Consider the following 15,676-nt stretch of genomic DNA (forward strand, 5'->3'; position numbering starts at 1 on the left):
GGTATGCACAGGGACTGTCGATCATGGCGGTAGTAGGGTCCCGCACATGTGGGAGGGACTCGACGCGGTCCACTGGGCGGGGCTGGAGCACAGCTACGGGACGGCGCAGGACGTCCCCGCTCTGCTGCGCCGCTGTGCGGGACCGGACGCGATGGACGCGCAAGACGCGGCGGACGACCTGTTCAACCTGCTCTTCCATCAGGGCGGCTGGATCTGCCCGGCCGCCCCGGCCGCGCTGCCGTTTCTGTTGCGCCTGGGAGCGCGAGCGGAAGTGCCGTGCCGGCGTACGGTGCTCGACCTCGTCTCCGTGCTGGCGGCGGAGGCCGGACGGGTCGCCGGGAAGTTCCTGGCCCCGGCCTGGGCGCCGGCTTGGGATCAGGCCGTGCCCGAGGTGCTCGCCCTGCTCGCCGCCCCCGAGGCGGAGATCCGGCGGGCGGCGGCCGACATCCTCGCCGACTGCGCGAGCCCCGGAGAGCTGATCCTGCCCGCCCTGCTGGACCGCTGGCGGACGGAGTCCGACCTCGCGACCCGCCTCGACCTGGTCGTCGCCCTCGGCTCGGCGGGCCGGCGGGAGCCTGCCGGTCCCCTGGCCGCAGAGGCCCTCGCACTGCTGCGTGAGCTGCTGGACGACCGGGAGCCGCAGCTGCGCCTGGCGGCGGTGCACGCACTGGCGGCCGGCTGCCCGGGGCTCGCCGAGCGCAGCATGGATCTTGTGCTGGACGCCGTCCGGGACCCCGGCGCGGAGGTGTGGCGGCACACCAGTGCCGTGGAGGGTGGCGTGCAGGCCGTCCAGTACCGGGCCGGCACGCTGTTCGCCGATTCCCCCGCCTCGCACACCTCGTACGTCCTCGGCCTGCTCGCCGACCTCCCCCGGTCTCGACGGGACTCGACCGGGGGGACCCTCATCGACGACGAGCAGCGGATCGGCGCCCTGGCCCAGGCGGCCGAGGTTCTGCGCCGCCGGCACTCGCCGGTCGACGGCCTGCTGCCCGCCGTCGCCGCACGTCTGGACGACCCGAACCCCGAGGTCCGTTTCCGGGCGACCGAGCTGCTGGCCTGCCTCGGACCGGCGGCCGCCGCCCACGCCGACGCGGTCGCCGCACTCCTGGACGACAGCGGCAGCGGCAGCGCCCACAACGGCGAGACCGTCGCCGACGCGGCGCTGTGGGCGCTGGCCCGGATGAACGACGAGCGGTGTGTGCCGGGCCTGGTCGAGCGCCTGGCCGGGGCGCCGTCCACCTTCTCGAAGTACGGCATCCACTCCGCCGGTGACCACCACTTTCCCGTCCTGCCCGCCCTGTACGAGGTGCTCGCGCTCCTTCCGGACCACACGGGGCCGCTGCTCCCGGCGGTGTGCGACCGGATCAACGCCACCAGTGACGAACGAGAGCTGATCCGCCTGTGCGAGGTGCTCGCCGGATGGGGCCCCGGTGCGCGGGCGGCCGTAGCCCGGCTGGTGCCGTTGCTGGAGCACGACGCCGGATGGGCCGCGGCGGCGACGGCCCTGGGCGGGATCGGGGTCGAGGATGCCGGGGCGCGGGAACTCCTGCTCGCGCGGTCGGCGGTGGGCGATGCTCATGCCCCGCTTGCCGCGTGGGCCCACTGGCGGACGGGAGGCGACCCGGAGCAAGCCCTGAAAGTGCTGGGCCCCGCCGCCCACCACCCCGACCTGCGCAAACTGGCCGACCTCGGCCCGCACGCCGCCGGCCTCGCGGACCGCCTCCGGGCACTGGCCCGAAGCGAGGACGACTGGACGAGCGTCGAGGCTGCGCACGCCCTGTGGGCCGCGACCGGCGAGACCGATATCCCCGTCCGGGCCCTGTTGACGGCGGTCCGAGGACTGGCCGAGGGCCACTATCTGCCGGTCATGCTCCCCGCGGTGCGTTACCTGGCCCGGATCGGCCCCGCGGCCCGGCCCGCCGCCCGGCTGCTGCGCGGGGTCCCGGATATCGACCGGCGTCTGTTCTACTTCTCGGGCTGGCGTGGCTTCGAGACGGACGAGTCGGTCCGGGCCGTGGTCGCCGAACTGCTCGCCGCGGCCGGCTGAGCGCTCCCCCCGCTTCCGTGCGGTGATCGTCCGCACGGGAGACTTCCGCTATGAACGACACGGAAGACGCCGTGCGGGACTCGTGGGGCGGTATCGCCGCATGGCTGCGGGAGCACACGCAGCGGGGGCCGAGCCGCGCAGCGGCGGACACGGAACGGCTCCTCGCGGCGGAGGCCGAGCTGGGACTGGCGATGCCGGTGGACCTGCGGGCCTGGTGGCGGCTCGACGACGTGGACGCGGCTTTCTGGATCCCTGTCGAGTTCGCTCCGCTCGACCTGGACGAGGCGATGGAGGCCAGGAACGTCCTCGTGCTGGTCGCCCGCGACGAGGCCGCGCACCCCGGCCCGCTCGCCGACGCGGCGGAGTACCTTCCGGGTCTCCTGCCGATCGCCGGCAGCCCGGGCGGCGACCACCTCCTCGTCGACCTGCGGCCGGGCCCGGCGCACGGGGCCGTCCTCCTCTGGAACCACGAGGAGTGGGGCCTGGAAGTGCCTCTGTGGGACTCGGTGACGGAGATGCTCGCGGACACGGCCCGGGCGCTCACCGCCGGCTCGCCCGCCCTGACGCGTCACGCCGCGCGCGGCGGCACGGAGCGGCCCTGCGTCGCCACGGTGACCGCCGGCTCACGTGACCTGCTCTGGGAGGAGGTGGACCCCGGCATCCTGGCCTTCACCAGCCCCTCCACCCGGCGTCCGCCGGTCCCCGTCCCTGTCGACTGGGCGGCCGTCGAGGAGTGGCTCGGGGCAGGTCTGCCGAGTGACTACAAGCAACTCGCGGACCTGTGCGGGCCGGTCGACTTCGGTGAGTTCCTCTGGATCCATGTGCCGTGCGTCGACGGACGGTTCGACTACGGCGACTGGCTGCGCGAGACGCACCGGCAGGCACGCAAGCAGGTGCGCATGCTGCCGGAGGAGGAGCGGCCGCGGGTGCACCCCGAGCCGGGAGGACTGCTGGCCTGGGGCGCGAGCCGCGGCGGCGACATGCTGTTCTGGGACACCTCGGTGTCGGACGACCCCGAGGCGTGGACGGTGGTCGTGCGGCACACCGGCGCGATACCCGGCAGCGGGCTGCGGGACTGGCACCGGTACGACCTCACCCTCACCGCCTATCTGCGCCACACCGTCCGCGAGACCTGGGACTCCCCGTCCCCACCCGGCCCACTGCTGCACCTGCCCGGCACCGTCGCCCGCACCGCCTTCCTGGACGCCGCCCAGCCATGGACTGCGCCCGTCCCGGTCGAGCCCCGTCTCACCGAGGCCGAGCGTCGCGTCGCGCTGGAGACCGGCACCGGCCTCGACGCCCTGCGCCTGCTGACCCCGCCGCCCGAACGGCCGCATCTCGGCGACGGCACCTGGGAGCAGCTGTTCGACACGCTGGGCTCGCGGCTGCCGCGGGAGTATGTGCGGCTGATGGAGGTGTACGGCGCCGGCTGCTGGAGCGGGTGGCTGCGCTTCCCTGCGCCGCTTCGGACGGCCGCGCCGCGGTTCATGGCGTACGTCGAGGAGACCCTGGAGGCGTACGAGGATCTGAAGGAGGGGTCACCGGACTGGTATCCGCTGAGCACGTGGCCCGAGTCCGACGGGTTCCTGCCCTTCGCCGACTCCATCGACGGCGACCACCTGGGCTGGCTGACGCAGGGCGAGGATCCCGATGCCTGGCCGCTGATCTTCTGGCCCCGGCACGCGGACCAGGGTCCCGCGCTGGAGGGCGGTCTGATGGACACGCTCCTCGCCTGGCAGCGGGGCAGGCTCGTGACGCCCGGCCTGTGCGGGCTGGACGAGGACGACGACCCCGTCGAGTTCGCCGGCTTCGAGCCCTGGGAGCACGGCGGCGACGGCTGATCCCTCAACGCCACCTCGGCAGCCGAGCGGGTCTTCACCGGGCGCGGGCTGCTGCCGCCGGGACAGCAGCCCGCGCCCGACGGTGGCTACCTCTGCCTGATCCGCAGGAAGGTGACCGAGTTCGCCGGGAAGGTGTACGTGAACTTCTTGGCGACCCCCGAGAAGGTGGACGTCACCGGGGTGACCGGCGTGTCCGTCTCGGTGTTGACCGCGTCCGCGTCGGCGGCGAGCGTGGTCACCCTGGCCGTGGCGGCGACCCTGGCGGTGCCCAGGTCGACGGCCGTACGGGCCTCGGCGGACTGGGCGTTGACGACCTTGACGATCAGGTCACCGGTCTTCGCGTCCTTGGTGACGACCTGGCGGAACGGCTCGGCCGGCTTGTCGTCCTTGAAGCTGCCCCACTCCTTGCCGTCCAGGAACAGGGTGACCTGGCGGCCGCGGACCTTGATGTCGATGTCGTAGGCGCGGCCGGTCTCGATCGACCCGGCCTTCGTCATCAGCGTGCCCTTGCCGCCGTCGACGGCCTGCTCGATCGCGGACTGGGTGTTGTTCCAGCCGCCCAGGTTCCACCAGTAGTAGTTGCCGGTGTCCTTGACGCCGAAGGCGACGAGGAAGCCCTCCTTGCCGGACTTCTTGGTGGCCTTCACATGCAGGTCGTAGTCCTTCCAGGCCGGGTCGCCCGCCGTGACCATGGTGTTCTCGGCGGCGGTGTCGGTCTGGACGTACTGCCCGTCCTGGATGCTCCAGCTGCCCCGGCCGCTGGTGGTCCACTTGGAGGCGTCACCGGAGAAGTCGTCGCTGAGCAGCGTCGAGCCGTCCGCGGCGGTGACCTTCACGTCGTCGTACGCGGCGCTGGTCGCCCACGTGGACAGGCCGACGGCACCCGTGATCGGGCCGCTGACGTCCGGCGTGGTGGTGGCCTTCGAGGGGACGACGCGGTCGCCGACGTTGGTCATGAACAGCTTCTGGACCTCGTAGTTGGCCGAGTTCCAGGAGGCGTGGTTGTTGAACCAGATCATGTCCGGCCGCCACTGCACGTAGTCCTCGTTGGCGAGCAGCGGGGCGTAGGAGGCCAGCTTGACGATGTCCGCGTTGCGCTCCAGGCCCGTCATGAAGGCGGCCTCGGAGAGTCCGTTCTTCCAGGCGTTGCCCTGTGAGGCGTATTCGCCGAGGAAGACCTTGGGGCCGCCCCGGTCGTAGGAGTCGTAGCGGTCGTTGTTCTGCAGGAACCAGTTCGGGCTGTTGTAGTAGTGCTCGTCGACCATGTCGACCTTGCCCTCGCGGTTGAGCTGCCAGGCGGTGTCGAAGGTCGTGCCGGCGTCGTCCGGGCCGGAGTTGGAGATGACGGTGATGTCCGGGTACTTGGCCTTGATGGCCGCCCGGAACTGCTCGAAGCGGGCGAAGAACTCCTTGGGGAGGTTCTCCTCGTTGCCGACCCCGAGGTGGGTCAGGTGGAAGGGCTTGGGGTGGCCCATCTGCGCCCGCACCTTGCCCCACTTGGAGGTCGCCGGGCCGTTGGCGAACTCGATGAGGTCGAGGGTGTCCTGGATGTGCCGCTTGAGCAGCGCGTCGTCGTCGGTGGCCTTGTTCTGGCCGCAGCCGGTCACCAGGGCCGGGACGACGGGCAGCGGCATGGCGCCGATGTCCTCGGAGAAGCGGAAGTACTCGTAGTAGCCGAGGCCGTAGCTCTGGTTGTAGCCCCAGAAGTTGGAGTTGGTGGCGCGCTGCTCTACGGGGCCGATGGTGTCCTTCCACTGGTAGCTGCGCTTGCGCTGCCAGTTCGAGGCCTCGCTGTAGTCCTCCATGGAGCCGGTGTTGACCAGGCAGCCGCCGGGGAAGCGCACGAAGCCCGGCTTCAGGGCGGCGATCTTCTCGGCGAGGTCCTTGCGCAGGCCGTTCGGCTGGTTCTTGTAGGTGTCCCGCGGGAAGAGCGATATCTCGTCGAGCGCGGCGGCGTTCGTCGAGGCGACGGCGAGGCGGCCGCGGTTGCTGGTGCGGGTCGCGGTGAAGGTGGCCTTGTACTTGGCCCAGCCGCCCTTGACGGCCACCTGCCGGGCGGTCGCCAGGGCGCCTGCCGTGTCCTTGAGGGAGACGGTGAGCGTGCTGCCGCTCTCGGCGCGGGCCCACACGGAGAAGTCGTACCGCTTGCCCTGCTCGACCCGGATGCCGGTGTTGTAGCCGGCGTTCGTGACGGAGGAACCGGCGCCCAGGGAGAGGTAGTTGCGGTTGCGCTCGTTGAGGCGGCCCGAGTCGTTCACGACCTCGGCCGTGCCGCCGGCCGTCCACGAGGTCAGGGGCGTGTAGGAGCCGTTGTCGGCGGTGGAGTATTCGAAGGAACGGTTCTGTACGAGCTCGGCGTACAGACCGCCGTCGGCGGCCCGGTTGATGTCCTCGAAGAAGACGCCGTACATCGTGTCGTCGATCGCGGCGCCCTTGGCGGACGGGTCGACGGTGATGGCGTAGTCGGTGACGTCCTCGGCGTGCGCGGGGGCCGGTACGAGGGCTGCTGCCGTCAGGAGGGCGGTGGTCGTGAGACCGATTCTCCATCGGGTGCGGGCGGTGCGTGGCATGGATACTCCGCGGCTCTCTGGTAGAGGAGTGTTCGAAATATCAGACATTGATCAGCACTTCGAACGGCAAGATAGGGAGGGGGCAGGGGCGCGTCAATGGGTCGCGCAACAACGGTTGGTACGGAGAGCGGGACGGGATGGGCGAGTTCTGGCCAGTGCCGGACGTACTGGCGTATCTGGCCGGGCGTTGGCGCGTGGCCCGGTCGGTGCGGGATCTCGCGAGCGGCGAGCAGGGGGAGTTCTCCGGAAGCACCGTGTTCGCCGCGGCGGAGGACGGCGGGCTGCTGCACCACGAGTCCGGCACCTTCGTCTGGCAGGGCGTCGCCCGGCCCGCCGAGCGGATGCTGCGGTTCCTGCCGGGCCCGGGCGGCACGGCGGACGTGCGGTTCGCGGACGGGCGGCCGTTTTACGACCTGGACCTGACGTCCGGACGGCACGTCGCCGACCACCCCTGCGCGGCGGACCTCTACCGCGGCGAGTTCACCGTCCGCGACCCGGACCACTGGCGGACGGTGTGGCACGTACGCGGCCCGGCCAAGGACCTCGTACTGCGCACCGACTACGCACGCGAAGTCTGAGCCGACACCCCGTCGAAGCGCAGGTTCCAGCGCCCCGCCCGGCCCGTGACGGAGGTCGTCGACAGCGGGCGGATGTCGATGTTCCAGTACGTCGAGGGCGGCGCCTTCAGGGCGTACACCAGGGCGGCACGGATCACGGACGGCTCGGCGACCGCCACGACCCGGCAGCCGTCCTCGACGGGCCGGGTGTCGAGCCAGCCGCCGACGCGGGTGATGAAGTCCACCAGCGACTCACCGCCGTGCGGTGTGGCACGCGGGTCGGCGAGCCAGGCGTCCACGGCCTCGGGCTCCCGGGCCATCGCCTCGCCCAGGGTCAGCCCGCGCCACCGGCCCATGTCGCAGTCCCGCAGGCCGAGTTGCACCAGCGGCGCGTACCCGAGCCCCTCCCCCGTCGCGCGGCTGCGCGGGGTCGGCGAGCAGTAGCGCAGCTCGGCCGCGGCGAGCGGCAGCAGCTCGTGGGCGACGCGCTCCACCTCACCCCAGCCGGCCTGGTCCAGTGGCCGGTCGTCCCCGAAGCGCTCGGCGAGCAGCGGAGAGCTGCGCGCGGCGGCGACGAACGTGACCCGAAATGGCATGCCGCGATCGTGATTGCCGCAAGTGCGCAGGTCAAGAGCCGTTATCAGGAAGTTACCCAGAGTGTACCGGCCCTCACTGACCGAAGATGAGAGCCATCCAGTCCGCAGGCCGCTCCAGTGCCGCGAACCCGAGCTTCTCGTAGACGCCGTGCGCGTCGTGCGTGGCGAGCAGCACGCGCCGCACCCCGTACTCCCGCAGCTCGTCCCGTACGGCCGCCACGAGCGCGGTGCCGACACCCTTGCCGCGCACCGACGGGTCGACGTACACGTCGCACAGCCACCCGAAGGTCGCCCGGTCCGTGATGACCCGGGCGTACGCCACCTGCTCGCCCGACACCGTCTCGTACACGCCGAAGTTGAGCGAGCCCTCGATCGCGCGGTCCTGCTTCTCGCGCGGGCGGCCCAGCGCCCAGTACGCGTCGGTGGACAGCCAGTGGTGGACCCGCTCGGCGTCGACACGGGCGGGGTCGGTGGAGATCTCGTAGCCCTCGGGCAGGCTCGGCGTGTCGGTCATGGCGGGATGCTCGCAGCTCACGAGCCATGCGTCGAACGCTTATCCCAGCACCTCGTCGCAGGCCGTGCGCAGCCGCCGTACCCCCTCCGCGATCTCCCCGGTCCCCGCGACCGCCGCGAAGCTCAGCCGGAGGTGCGCGGCCGGCGGCTCGGCGCTGAAGTAGGGGCGGCCGGGGATGACGGCGACGCCCGCGCGCAGGGCGGCGGAGGTCAGGGCCGGTTCGTCCGTGCCGTCGGGCAGGCGCGGCCACAGGTGGTAGCCGCCGGACGGCACGTGCGGCAGGGCGAGTTCCGGCAGGTGCAGCGCGAGCGCGGCGGTCATCGCGTCCCGGCGTGCCCTCAGCTCGGCGGACACCGCTCGCAGATGGCGCGGCCAGGCGGGCGAGCCGACGAGTTCGAGTGCCGCCTCCTGAAGGGGCCGGGGCACGAAGAAGGTGTCGACGACCTGGATGGCGCGCAGTCGCTCCAGGACCGGGCCGCGCGCGGCCAGGGCGCTCACCCGGAAGCTCGGCGAGGTCGCCTTGGTCAGCGAGCAGACGTGGACGACGACACCGTCGGGGTCGTCGGCGGCCAGCGGGCGCGGTAGCGGCCCCGCGTCCTCGTGCACGAGCCGCCGCACGAAATCGTCCTCGACGACGAACGCGCCCGCCGCGCGGGCGATGCGCAGCACCTCGCGGCGCCGCTCGGGCGCGAGCACGGCACCGGTGGGGTTCTGGAAGAGCGGCTGGCAGACGAAGGCCGGAGCGCCGGTGGCCCGGAAGGCGTCGGCGAGCAGCGCCGGTTTCACGCCGTCCGCGTCCACCGGGACGGGCACCGGGCGCAGGCCCGCGGCACGGGCGATGGCGAGCATGCCGGGGTAGGTCGGCGACTCGACGAGGACGGGGGCGCCGGGCGGGGCGAGGGCGCGCAGGGCGGTGGTGAGCGCGGACTGCCCGCCCGCGGTGATCAGCACCTCGGCGGCCGTGAAGGACCCGCCGATGCCCCGCGCGAACCACTCCCGCAGCTCCGGCAGCCCTTCCGTGGGCGGGCGTCCCCAGGCACCGGGGCGGCGCCCGGCGCGCGACAGGGCGGCGGCCATCGCCCGCTCCGGCTGCAACGACGGGTGCAGATAGCCGCCGCTGAACTCGATCACGCCGGGCGGCGGAGCGGCCAGCGAGACCAGCACCCCGGAGGCGTCCACCGAGCGCGGTACGAGGTCGGCGGCACCGTCGGCGCTGAGCGCGACCTCCTGCCAGGAGGTGTCCCCGGCGGGGGCCGGTGCCGTGCGGGCCTGCGCGCGGAACGCGCCCGCGCCGGGGCGGGTGACCACGAGCCCCTCGGCGGCGAGCTGCGCCAGCGCCCGCGACACGGTCACGGGACTCACCCGGAACCGCTCCACCAGGGCCCGGCTCGACGGCAGCTTTCCACCTGGTGAGTAGCGGTTCAGCTCCCGCCGCAGCTGTTCTGCCAGATCACCCACGCTGCTACGCTCTTGCATGAGAACACAGAGTAGCGCTACTACGGCACCTCGGATAGCAGTCGCCACGGAGCCGGAACGGGACCGGCCCGGCCTCGGCACCCTCCAGGCCGCCCTGGGCGTCATCGCCTTCTCCCTCACCTTCCCCGCCACCGCCTGGGGTCTCGAGGGCTTCGGGCCCTGGTCGCTGGTCGCCGTCCGGACTGTCCTCGCCGCGGTGATCGCGGGGGGCTGTCTGCTGGCCCTTCGCGTCCCGCTGCCCGCCCGCCGTCACTGGCCGGGCCTCGCGGTGGTCGCGGCCGGTGTGGTGCTCGGTTTCCCGTTGCTGACCACGCTGGCACTGCAGACCTCGACCACCGCGCACGCCGCCGTCGTGGTCGGTCTGCTCCCCCTGACCACCGCTCTCTTCTCCGCCCTGCGGGTCGGCACCCGGCCCTCGCGCACCTTCTGGACGGCGGCCCTCGCCGGCGCGGCGGCGGTGCTGGCCTTCACCGTGCAGCAGAGCGGCGGCGCCCTGAGCACGGCCGACCTGTACCTCTTCGCGGCGCTGCTGGTGTGCGCGGCCGGCTACACCGAGGGCGGCCGGCTGGCCCGGGTCATGCCGGGCTGGCACGTCATCGGCTGGGCGCTGGCGCTGTGCCTGCCGCTGACCGTGCCCGTCGCCGCGTTCGCGCTGGCGCAGGAACCGGTGCAGCTGACCGCGCACAGCGTCACCGGGCTGCTGTGGGTCGCGGCGGGCTCGCAGTTCCTCGGTCTGGTCGTCTGGTACCGGGGCATGGCGGCCATCGGCATCCCCAAGGCCAGCCAGTTGCAGCTCGCCCAGCCCCTGCTCACACTGGTGTGGTCGGTGCTGCTGCTGGGCGAGCACCTGACGGTGGCCGCCCCGCTGACAGCCGCGGCGGTGCTGGTCTGCATCGCCGTCACACAACGGGCACGCGGCTGAGCGGGGCCACACCCGGCCCCCTGCCGAGTGGCGCCCCCGGCCGTAGACTCGAAGGCCACGGACCGCTGCTCCACACACCGTGAGGAGGCACCAGATGCGCGCAACCGTGGGCGACCAGCTTGTCCAGCACGGCAGGGTGGTCGGTCAGCACGACAAGGTCGGCGAGATCGTCGAAGTGCTGGGCCAGGAGGGCAATCCCCCGTACCGCGTCCGGTTCGAGGACGGGCACGAGGGCGTGTGCTCGCCGGGACCCGACACCGAGATCCGGCACCGGGAGACCACCACCGGGCCGTGATTCAGCGCGGCGGCGGCGCCGGCTGCCCGTAGTGGTCGGCGACCACCCTCGCCATCGCCCCGATCCGATCGGCCGCCACGTCCTTGGCGGCGAAGAAGACGTGCCCGCGCACCTGCGCGTGATCCCTGGCCAGCGTCAGGTGCCGGGACAACTCGGCCGGGTCCTGCCAAGCGGCGGGCTGCGCCGGGTCACCGGCCTTGTACAGCGCCTCCCCCACGTAGAGCTGCGTCGAGGTGCCGCTCGCGACCTCCGCCCACCAGGGCAGCAGTGTCGCGTAGTCGGCGGCGGCGAAGCCGATGTTCCAGTACAGCTGCGGGACGATGTAGTCGATCCAGCTCTCGCGCACCCACTTGCGCGTGTCCGCGTGCAGGTCGTCGTAGGTCTGCACGCCCGCCCCGGTGTCCGAGCCGAGCGGGTCGGTGGCGGCGTTGCGCCACACGCCGAAGGGGCTGATGCCGAAGGGGGTGCCGGGCCGGATCTGCTTGATGCGGTCCGCCGTCTCCCGGACCAGCTTGTCGATGTTGTCCCGCCGCCACGCCGCCCGGTCCGGGAAGCCGGCGCCGTACTCCTCGTAGGCCGAGTCGTCGTCGAAGCTCTGGCCCGCCACGGGGTACGGGTAGAAGTAGTCGTCGAAGTGGACGCCGTCCACGGGGTACCTCTCCACCGCGTCGAGCATCGCGTCCTGCACGAAGCCCCGGACCTCGGGCAGCCCCGGGTTGTAGTAGAGCTTCCCGCCGTACGTCACCACCCAGTCCGGGTTCCTGCGAGCCGGGTGGTCGGCGGCCAGGCGGGTCGGGTCTGCGTGGGCGGCGACGCGGTACGGGTTGAACCAGGCGTGCAGCTTCAGGCCGCGGGCGTGCGCCTCCGCCACGGCCGTGCCCAGCGGGTCCCAGCCGGGGTCCTTGCCCTGGGTGCCGGTCAGGTACTGCGACCACGGCTCGTACGGCGAGGGCCACAGGGCGTCCGCCGAGGGCCGGACCTGGAAGATGACGGTGTTGAGCCGGTTGCTCACCGCCCTGTCGAGGTGGGTGATCAGCTCGGCCCGCTGCTGCGCGGCGGTCAGCCCCGGCTTCGACGGCCAGTCGCGGCCCGCCACGGTGGCCAGCCACACGCCCCGCATCCCGGAGGCCGCCCTGTCGTCGCCCCTGCCGTCCCGCTTGGGCGCGGCCGAAGCCGGAGGCATCATCGTGAAAGCCGACAGCGCCGCCACCGCGAACGCCCTGCGTGACACTCGTCCCATCCGCATGCCCCAAAAAGCCGCGGATCCGCCCGGTCGCGGATCGCTCCGCGCCCAGCATGCCCGAGGGGGACCCGACCCCCGCGATCGATCATCGATACTTGGGAGTAACGTGCACGAACGGAGCAGGCACCGGAACCCGGAGCACCTGCCCAGAAGTGGATCAGCAGCGAAAGGGACGATGTGACGGACATCCCAGCGGGAGACATTGCACGCGTCGGAGTCGTGGGCTGCGGTCAGATGGGCGCGGGGATCGCCGAGGTGTGCGCCCGGTCCGGTCTGGACGTCATGGTCGCCGAGACCACCGGCGAGGCCCTGGAGATCGGCCGGACCCGGCTGTTCAACTCCCTGGCCAAGGCAGCCGAGCGCGGCAAGATCACCGAGGAGGAGCTGGAGGCCACACAGGCCCGCCTGAGCTTCACCACGGACCTCGGCGAGTTCGCCGACCGCGACCTGGTGATCGAGGCCGTCGTCGAGAACGAGCACGTCAAGACCGAGATCTTCCAGGTGCTCGACCAGGTCGTCACCCGGCCCGACGCCATCCTGGCCTCCAACACCTCCTCCATCCCGCTGGTGAAGCTGGCGGTGGCGACCTCTCGGCCCGACCAGGTCATCGGCATCCACTTCTTCAACCCGGCCCCGGTGCAAAAGCTCGTCGAGCTGATCCCGGCCCTCACCACGTCCGAAGGCACGCTGAGCCGGGCCCAGCTGTTCACCGAGAAGGTGCTGGGCAAGCACGCGATCCGCGCCCAGGACCGCTCCGGCTTCGTGGTCAACGCGCTGCTGATCCCGTACCTGCTCTCCGCGATCCGGATGTTCGAGACGGGCATCGCCAGCCGCGAGGACATCGACAACGGCATGGAGATGGGCTGCGCCCACCCGATGGGCCCCCTGAAGCTCTCCGACCTCATCGGCCTGGACACGGTCGCCTCGGTGGCCCAGTCGATGTACGAGGAGTACAAGGAGCCCCTGTACGCCGCTCCCCCGCTCCTCCAGCGCATGGTCGACGCGGGCCGGCTGGGCCGCAAGACGGGCTCGGGCTTCTACACGTACGACTGACGCCCGGCATCCCGTCCAGGCCTCCGAGGCTGGTTACGGACGGTCAGAATTCGGCCAACCCACGGGCCCGGCACCGGAATTGGTGCCGGGCCCGTGGCATTCACACACCGTGTGCGCGCCGGGCTCGCATATGCCCGTCGCACACTCTCCCCAGGCGCCCACCAGGCGAGTTGACTCCTCATGCGCATGCAAGGGATGTACAACGACTACGGAAAGGAACGGACTTGTGACCGCCGATCCCGAGCATCCGGTCGTCCATGGAGAACTCGCAGAGTTACGACGCCGCCTCGATGTGGCGTACGCCCGCGTCGAGGGCGGGCTGGCTCTGCTCAACCACCGCACCGAGGAGACCGCCAAGGAACTCGACGAGCTCAACACCCGGATCAACTCACTGGAACACGCGCGCTGGCCGCTGCCCGCGGTCGCCGCCCTCACCGCCGTGGGTGCCCTCGTCGTGGCGATCTGGCAGGCACTGGGACGTTAGCTCAGGGCAACGTGTCCTGACCGAGCCTGAAATGGTGCAGCAGCAGTAACGCGGCCGCCATGTTGGCGGCCGGGACCTCCCCGCGGGCGACCATGTCGGGGACGAGCTTGAGGGGAACCCATTCCCGGCGGTCCGACTCGAAGTCGTCCACGGGGTGCCCGACGTACTCGCCCTCGTCGGCCCAGTACACGTGGTGCCGGGCGTCGGTGAGCCCGTTGGACGGCTCCACGCTCATCAGGTGGTGCAGGGGTCCCGGCCGCCAGCCGGTCTCCTCCTCCAGTTCCCTGGCGGCCGCGCGGGCGATGTCCTCGCCGTCCTCGACGACGCCCGCCGCTAGTTCCCACCCCCAACTGTCGGTGATGAAGCGGTGCCGCCACAGGAGCAGCACCTCGTTGGCCTCGTTCACGACCGTGGCCACCGCAACGGGCCGCAGCCGTATGAGGAAGTGGTCGAGGTGCCGGCCGTCCGGTAGTTCGACATCCGCGAGATTGACGCTGAACCAGCGGTTTGAGTACACAGCTTGTTCGTTGTGTTTCGTCCACTGCACGGTTCTGCCACCTTCCGTCGAGTAAGTGGCAATATCGCAGCAGGAATGTAGTGACAGCAGGCGCACGGGAAGTCGCTCGGGATGACGCGGGCGCCCGTCGCCCGGCGTCTACAACGGTACGCGCAGTGCCCCGTCGATGAGTTCCGCGGCCTCGGCCGTGCCCGCGCAGCCGCTGCGCACGAGGTGCTCCCGCACCGCGCGCAGCCGGTCGCGCAGCCGCTGGGACTCCATACCGCGGGCCTGCTCGGCCATCTGCACGGCGATGGCCACGGCCTTGTCCGCGTTGCCCTGCCGCAGCTCGATCGTGCTGAGCATGGCCAGCCGGTGCACCCGGCCGCGGTCGTGCGCCGGGTTGTCGACCGCGGCCGCGGCGTGCTCCCCGGCGGCCGCGATCTCCCCGAGACTCAGCAGCGCCTCCGCCACCTGGACGTTGACCAGTCCCGGCTGGACATAACCGGTCTCGTCGGGCTCATAGCCGCGCCGGATGCGTGCCGCGGCCTGCTCGGCGCGCCGGATGCAGGACAGGGCGCTGCTGCCGTCGCCGAGATGCGCGTACGCCTTGGCCTGCATCGCGTACAGGTCGGAGGCGAGCGCCGGGGTGATGTGCTTGCCGGCGGCCCGCAGCGCGGCCTCCGCGAAGGCGACGGCCTGCCGGTACTCCCGCATGAACAGCGACTGGTTGACCAGCAGCGCGATGATGTAGGCGCCGAGTCCCCGGTCCCCGCTGGCCTTGGCGAGCCGCAGCGCCTGGTGGAAGTAGCGCTGGGCGAGGCCGTGCGCGTCGGAGTCGTAGGCGCAGATCCCGGCGACGGCCACCAACCCGCCCGTGGCCCGGTGCAGTTGGCGGCCGGTCTCATCCGTGTAGCTGCCGCGCAGCAGCGGCGCGGCCTCGGCGTTGAGGAAGCCGACGATGCGGGCGCGCGTCGCGATGCCCCCGGCCTTGCGGTACATCTGCTCGTAGTGCGTCCGGGCGGCCCGCAGCATCTCCAGGTCGCCCGGGGTGACCCGGTGTCTGCCGCCGCGGGAGACGTCCACGTCCTCGGGCGGGTTCTCCCACTCCCACACCGGCATGACGGCGGGCGTGCCGGTGAGCGCGGGCGCGCCCAGGATGTGCGGGCGCTGCTGCTGGTCGGAGCGCCACAGGGCGGTGGCCCGCTCGACGAAGCCGGACAGCGAGCCGGTGTGCGCAGCGGACGGCTCACCGGGCACGCCCAGGCCGATGTCGTCGAGGGTCACCTGCCGCCGCAACCGGGCGGCGAGCACCTCGCAGATCAGGTCGGGCACCTGGCCCCGGGGACGCTGCCCCTTCAACCACCGGGCGACGGCGGTGTGTTCGTACCTCAGGGACAGGCCACGCGCCCGTCCCGCCTGGTTGACGTGTGCGGCCAGCCCCGCGTGCGAGATCCCGGCCTCGTCCAGGATCGCGTCGAGCAGAGTGTTGGGCTGCATGTGGGCCCCCCGGTGGCTCGGTGTGGCCAGATTAATGGCTCCGCCTTCACACGGGGTGTGAACGGAGTGCTCGAATCCGCGC

14 protein-coding genes are annotated in these 15,676 nt (G+C 72.0%); 7 read left to right on the forward strand and 7 right to left on the reverse strand.

All coding sequences use genetic code 11. The annotated features are described in order from the left end of the window. Positions 1-46: 46 nt before the first annotated feature. Complete coding sequence (locus ACIBNA_RS28480; RefSeq protein ID WP_399168046.1) at positions 47-2,047, forward strand: hypothetical protein; 2,001 nt, start codon at positions 47-49, stop codon at positions 2,045-2,047. A gap of 50 nt (positions 2,048-2,097) precedes the next feature. After that, positions 2,098-3,888 (forward strand): SMI1/KNR4 family protein, encoded by a 1,791-nt coding sequence (locus ACIBNA_RS28485; RefSeq protein ID WP_399168047.1) that lies wholly within the window; start codon positions 2,098-2,100, stop codon positions 3,886-3,888. A gap of 86 nt (positions 3,889-3,974) precedes the next feature. On the opposite strand, the gene ACIBNA_RS28490 is transcribed toward ACIBNA_RS28485, so the two are convergent. Next, complete coding sequence (locus ACIBNA_RS28490; RefSeq protein WP_399168048.1) at positions 3,975-6,458, reverse strand: alpha-L-arabinofuranosidase C-terminal domain-containing protein; 2,484 nt, start codon at positions 6,456-6,458, stop codon at positions 3,975-3,977. 137 nt (positions 6,459-6,595) lie between these two features. On the opposite strand from ACIBNA_RS28490, the gene ACIBNA_RS28495 reads away from it, so the two are divergent. Continuing rightward, positions 6,596-7,036 (forward strand): DUF6314 family protein, encoded by a 441-nt coding sequence (locus tag ACIBNA_RS28495; protein ID WP_399168049.1) that lies wholly within the window; start codon positions 6,596-6,598, stop codon positions 7,034-7,036. Here ACIBNA_RS28495 and ACIBNA_RS28500 read toward each other — a convergent pair. The 3 genes from ACIBNA_RS28500 to ACIBNA_RS28510 all read right to left on the reverse strand — a co-directional run bounded on the left by ACIBNA_RS28500 (position 7,018) and on the right by ACIBNA_RS28510 (position 9,601). Further along, a complete protein-coding gene (locus tag ACIBNA_RS28500) occupies positions 7,018-7,611 on the reverse strand; it encodes a histidine phosphatase family protein (protein ID WP_399168050.1) in 594 nt (197 codons plus the stop codon). The two genes, ACIBNA_RS28495 and ACIBNA_RS28500, sit on opposite strands and share 19 nt — an antisense overlap. A 73-nt stretch (positions 7,612-7,684) precedes the next feature. Further along, a complete protein-coding gene (locus ACIBNA_RS28505; protein WP_399168051.1) occupies positions 7,685-8,125 on the reverse strand; it encodes a GNAT family N-acetyltransferase in 441 nt (146 codons plus the stop codon). Between the two features lie 39 nt (positions 8,126-8,164). Further along, positions 8,165-9,601: a PLP-dependent aminotransferase family protein gene (locus tag ACIBNA_RS28510; RefSeq protein WP_399168052.1), complete on the reverse strand. Its 1,437-nt coding sequence runs from the start codon at positions 9,599-9,601 to the stop codon at positions 8,165-8,167. Between ACIBNA_RS28510 and ACIBNA_RS28515 the strand changes: the two genes are divergently transcribed. Together ACIBNA_RS28515 and ACIBNA_RS28520 are read left to right on the forward strand one after the other, a co-directional pair. Next, the gene (locus ACIBNA_RS28515; protein ID WP_399168053.1) at positions 9,600-10,523 is read left to right on the forward strand and encodes a DMT family transporter; all 924 of its coding nucleotides are present in this window, start codon (positions 9,600-9,602) and stop codon (positions 10,521-10,523) included. The two genes, ACIBNA_RS28510 and ACIBNA_RS28515, sit on opposite strands and share 2 nt — an antisense overlap. Positions 10,524-10,617: 94 nt before the next feature. Beyond that, positions 10,618-10,818, forward strand: a complete 201-nt coding sequence (locus ACIBNA_RS28520; RefSeq protein ID WP_010045242.1) for a DUF1918 domain-containing protein — start codon at positions 10,618-10,620, stop codon at positions 10,816-10,818. 1 nt (position 10,819) lies between these two features. Here ACIBNA_RS28520 and ACIBNA_RS28525 read toward each other — a convergent pair whose 3' ends face one another. Next, complete coding sequence (locus ACIBNA_RS28525; protein ID WP_399168054.1) at positions 10,820-12,058, reverse strand: glycoside hydrolase family 10 protein; 1,239 nt, start codon at positions 12,056-12,058, stop codon at positions 10,820-10,822. A 180-nt stretch (positions 12,059-12,238) separates the two neighbouring features. Between ACIBNA_RS28525 and ACIBNA_RS28530 the strand changes: the two genes are divergently transcribed. Together ACIBNA_RS28530 and ACIBNA_RS28535 are read left to right on the forward strand one after the other, a co-directional pair. Next, positions 12,239-13,114, forward strand: coding sequence for a 3-hydroxybutyryl-CoA dehydrogenase (locus ACIBNA_RS28530; RefSeq protein ID WP_399168055.1), 876 nt, complete (start codon positions 12,239-12,241; stop codon positions 13,112-13,114). A 226-nt stretch (positions 13,115-13,340) separates the two neighbouring features. Then, positions 13,341-13,598, forward strand: a complete 258-nt coding sequence (locus ACIBNA_RS28535) for a hypothetical protein (protein WP_274815115.1) — start codon at positions 13,341-13,343, stop codon at positions 13,596-13,598. A gap of 1 nt (position 13,599) precedes the next feature. On the opposite strand, the gene ACIBNA_RS28540 is transcribed toward ACIBNA_RS28535, so the two are convergent. Together ACIBNA_RS28540 and ACIBNA_RS28545 are read right to left on the reverse strand one after the other, a co-directional pair. After that, positions 13,600-14,145, reverse strand: a complete 546-nt coding sequence (locus ACIBNA_RS28540; RefSeq protein WP_399168056.1) for an NUDIX hydrolase — start codon at positions 14,143-14,145, stop codon at positions 13,600-13,602. A 108-nt stretch (positions 14,146-14,253) separates the two neighbouring features. After that, positions 14,254-15,594, reverse strand: a complete 1,341-nt coding sequence (locus ACIBNA_RS28545) for a transcriptional regulator (protein WP_399168057.1) — start codon at positions 15,592-15,594, stop codon at positions 14,254-14,256. Between the last annotated feature and the right edge of the window lie 82 nt (positions 15,595-15,676).

It is taken from the genome of Streptomyces sp. NPDC050164, assembly GCF_044459945.1.
GTDB classification, from domain to species: Bacteria; Actinomycetota; Actinomycetes; order Streptomycetales; family Streptomycetaceae; genus Streptomyces; species Streptomyces coeruleorubidus_A.

What these genes read in the sequence shown, in the direction of transcription:
- ACIBNA_RS28485 (WP_399168047.1), top strand. Translation starts at nt 2,098, where the DNA reads ATGAACGACACGGAAGACGCCGTGCGGGACTCGTGGGGCGGTATCGCC.
- ACIBNA_RS28515 (WP_399168053.1), top strand. Translation starts at nt 9,600, where the DNA reads ATGAGAACACAGAGTAGCGCTACTACGGCACCTCGGATAGCAGTCGCC.
- ACIBNA_RS28480 (WP_399168046.1), top strand. Translation starts at nt 47, where the DNA reads ATGTGGGAGGGACTCGACGCGGTCCACTGGGCGGGGCTGGAGCACAGC.
- ACIBNA_RS28525 (WP_399168054.1), bottom strand. Translation starts at nt 12,058, where the DNA reads ATGGGACGAGTGTCACGCAGGGCGTTCGCGGTGGCGGCGCTGTCGGCT.
- ACIBNA_RS28510 (WP_399168052.1), bottom strand. Translation starts at nt 9,601, where the DNA reads ATGCAAGAGCGTAGCAGCGTGGGTGATCTGGCAGAACAGCTGCGGCGG.
- ACIBNA_RS28505 (WP_399168051.1), bottom strand. Translation starts at nt 8,125, where the DNA reads ATGACCGACACGCCGAGCCTGCCCGAGGGCTACGAGATCTCCACCGAC.
- ACIBNA_RS28495 (WP_399168049.1), top strand. Translation starts at nt 6,596, where the DNA reads ATGGGCGAGTTCTGGCCAGTGCCGGACGTACTGGCGTATCTGGCCGGG.
- ACIBNA_RS28545 (WP_399168057.1), bottom strand. Translation starts at nt 15,594, where the DNA reads ATGCAGCCCAACACTCTGCTCGACGCGATCCTGGACGAGGCCGGGATC.
- ACIBNA_RS28500 (WP_399168050.1), bottom strand. Translation starts at nt 7,611, where the DNA reads ATGCCATTTCGGGTCACGTTCGTCGCCGCCGCGCGCAGCTCTCCGCTG.
- ACIBNA_RS28520 (WP_010045242.1), top strand. Translation starts at nt 10,618, where the DNA reads ATGCGCGCAACCGTGGGCGACCAGCTTGTCCAGCACGGCAGGGTGGTC.
- ACIBNA_RS28490 (WP_399168048.1), bottom strand. Translation starts at nt 6,458, where the DNA reads ATGCCACGCACCGCCCGCACCCGATGGAGAATCGGTCTCACGACCACC.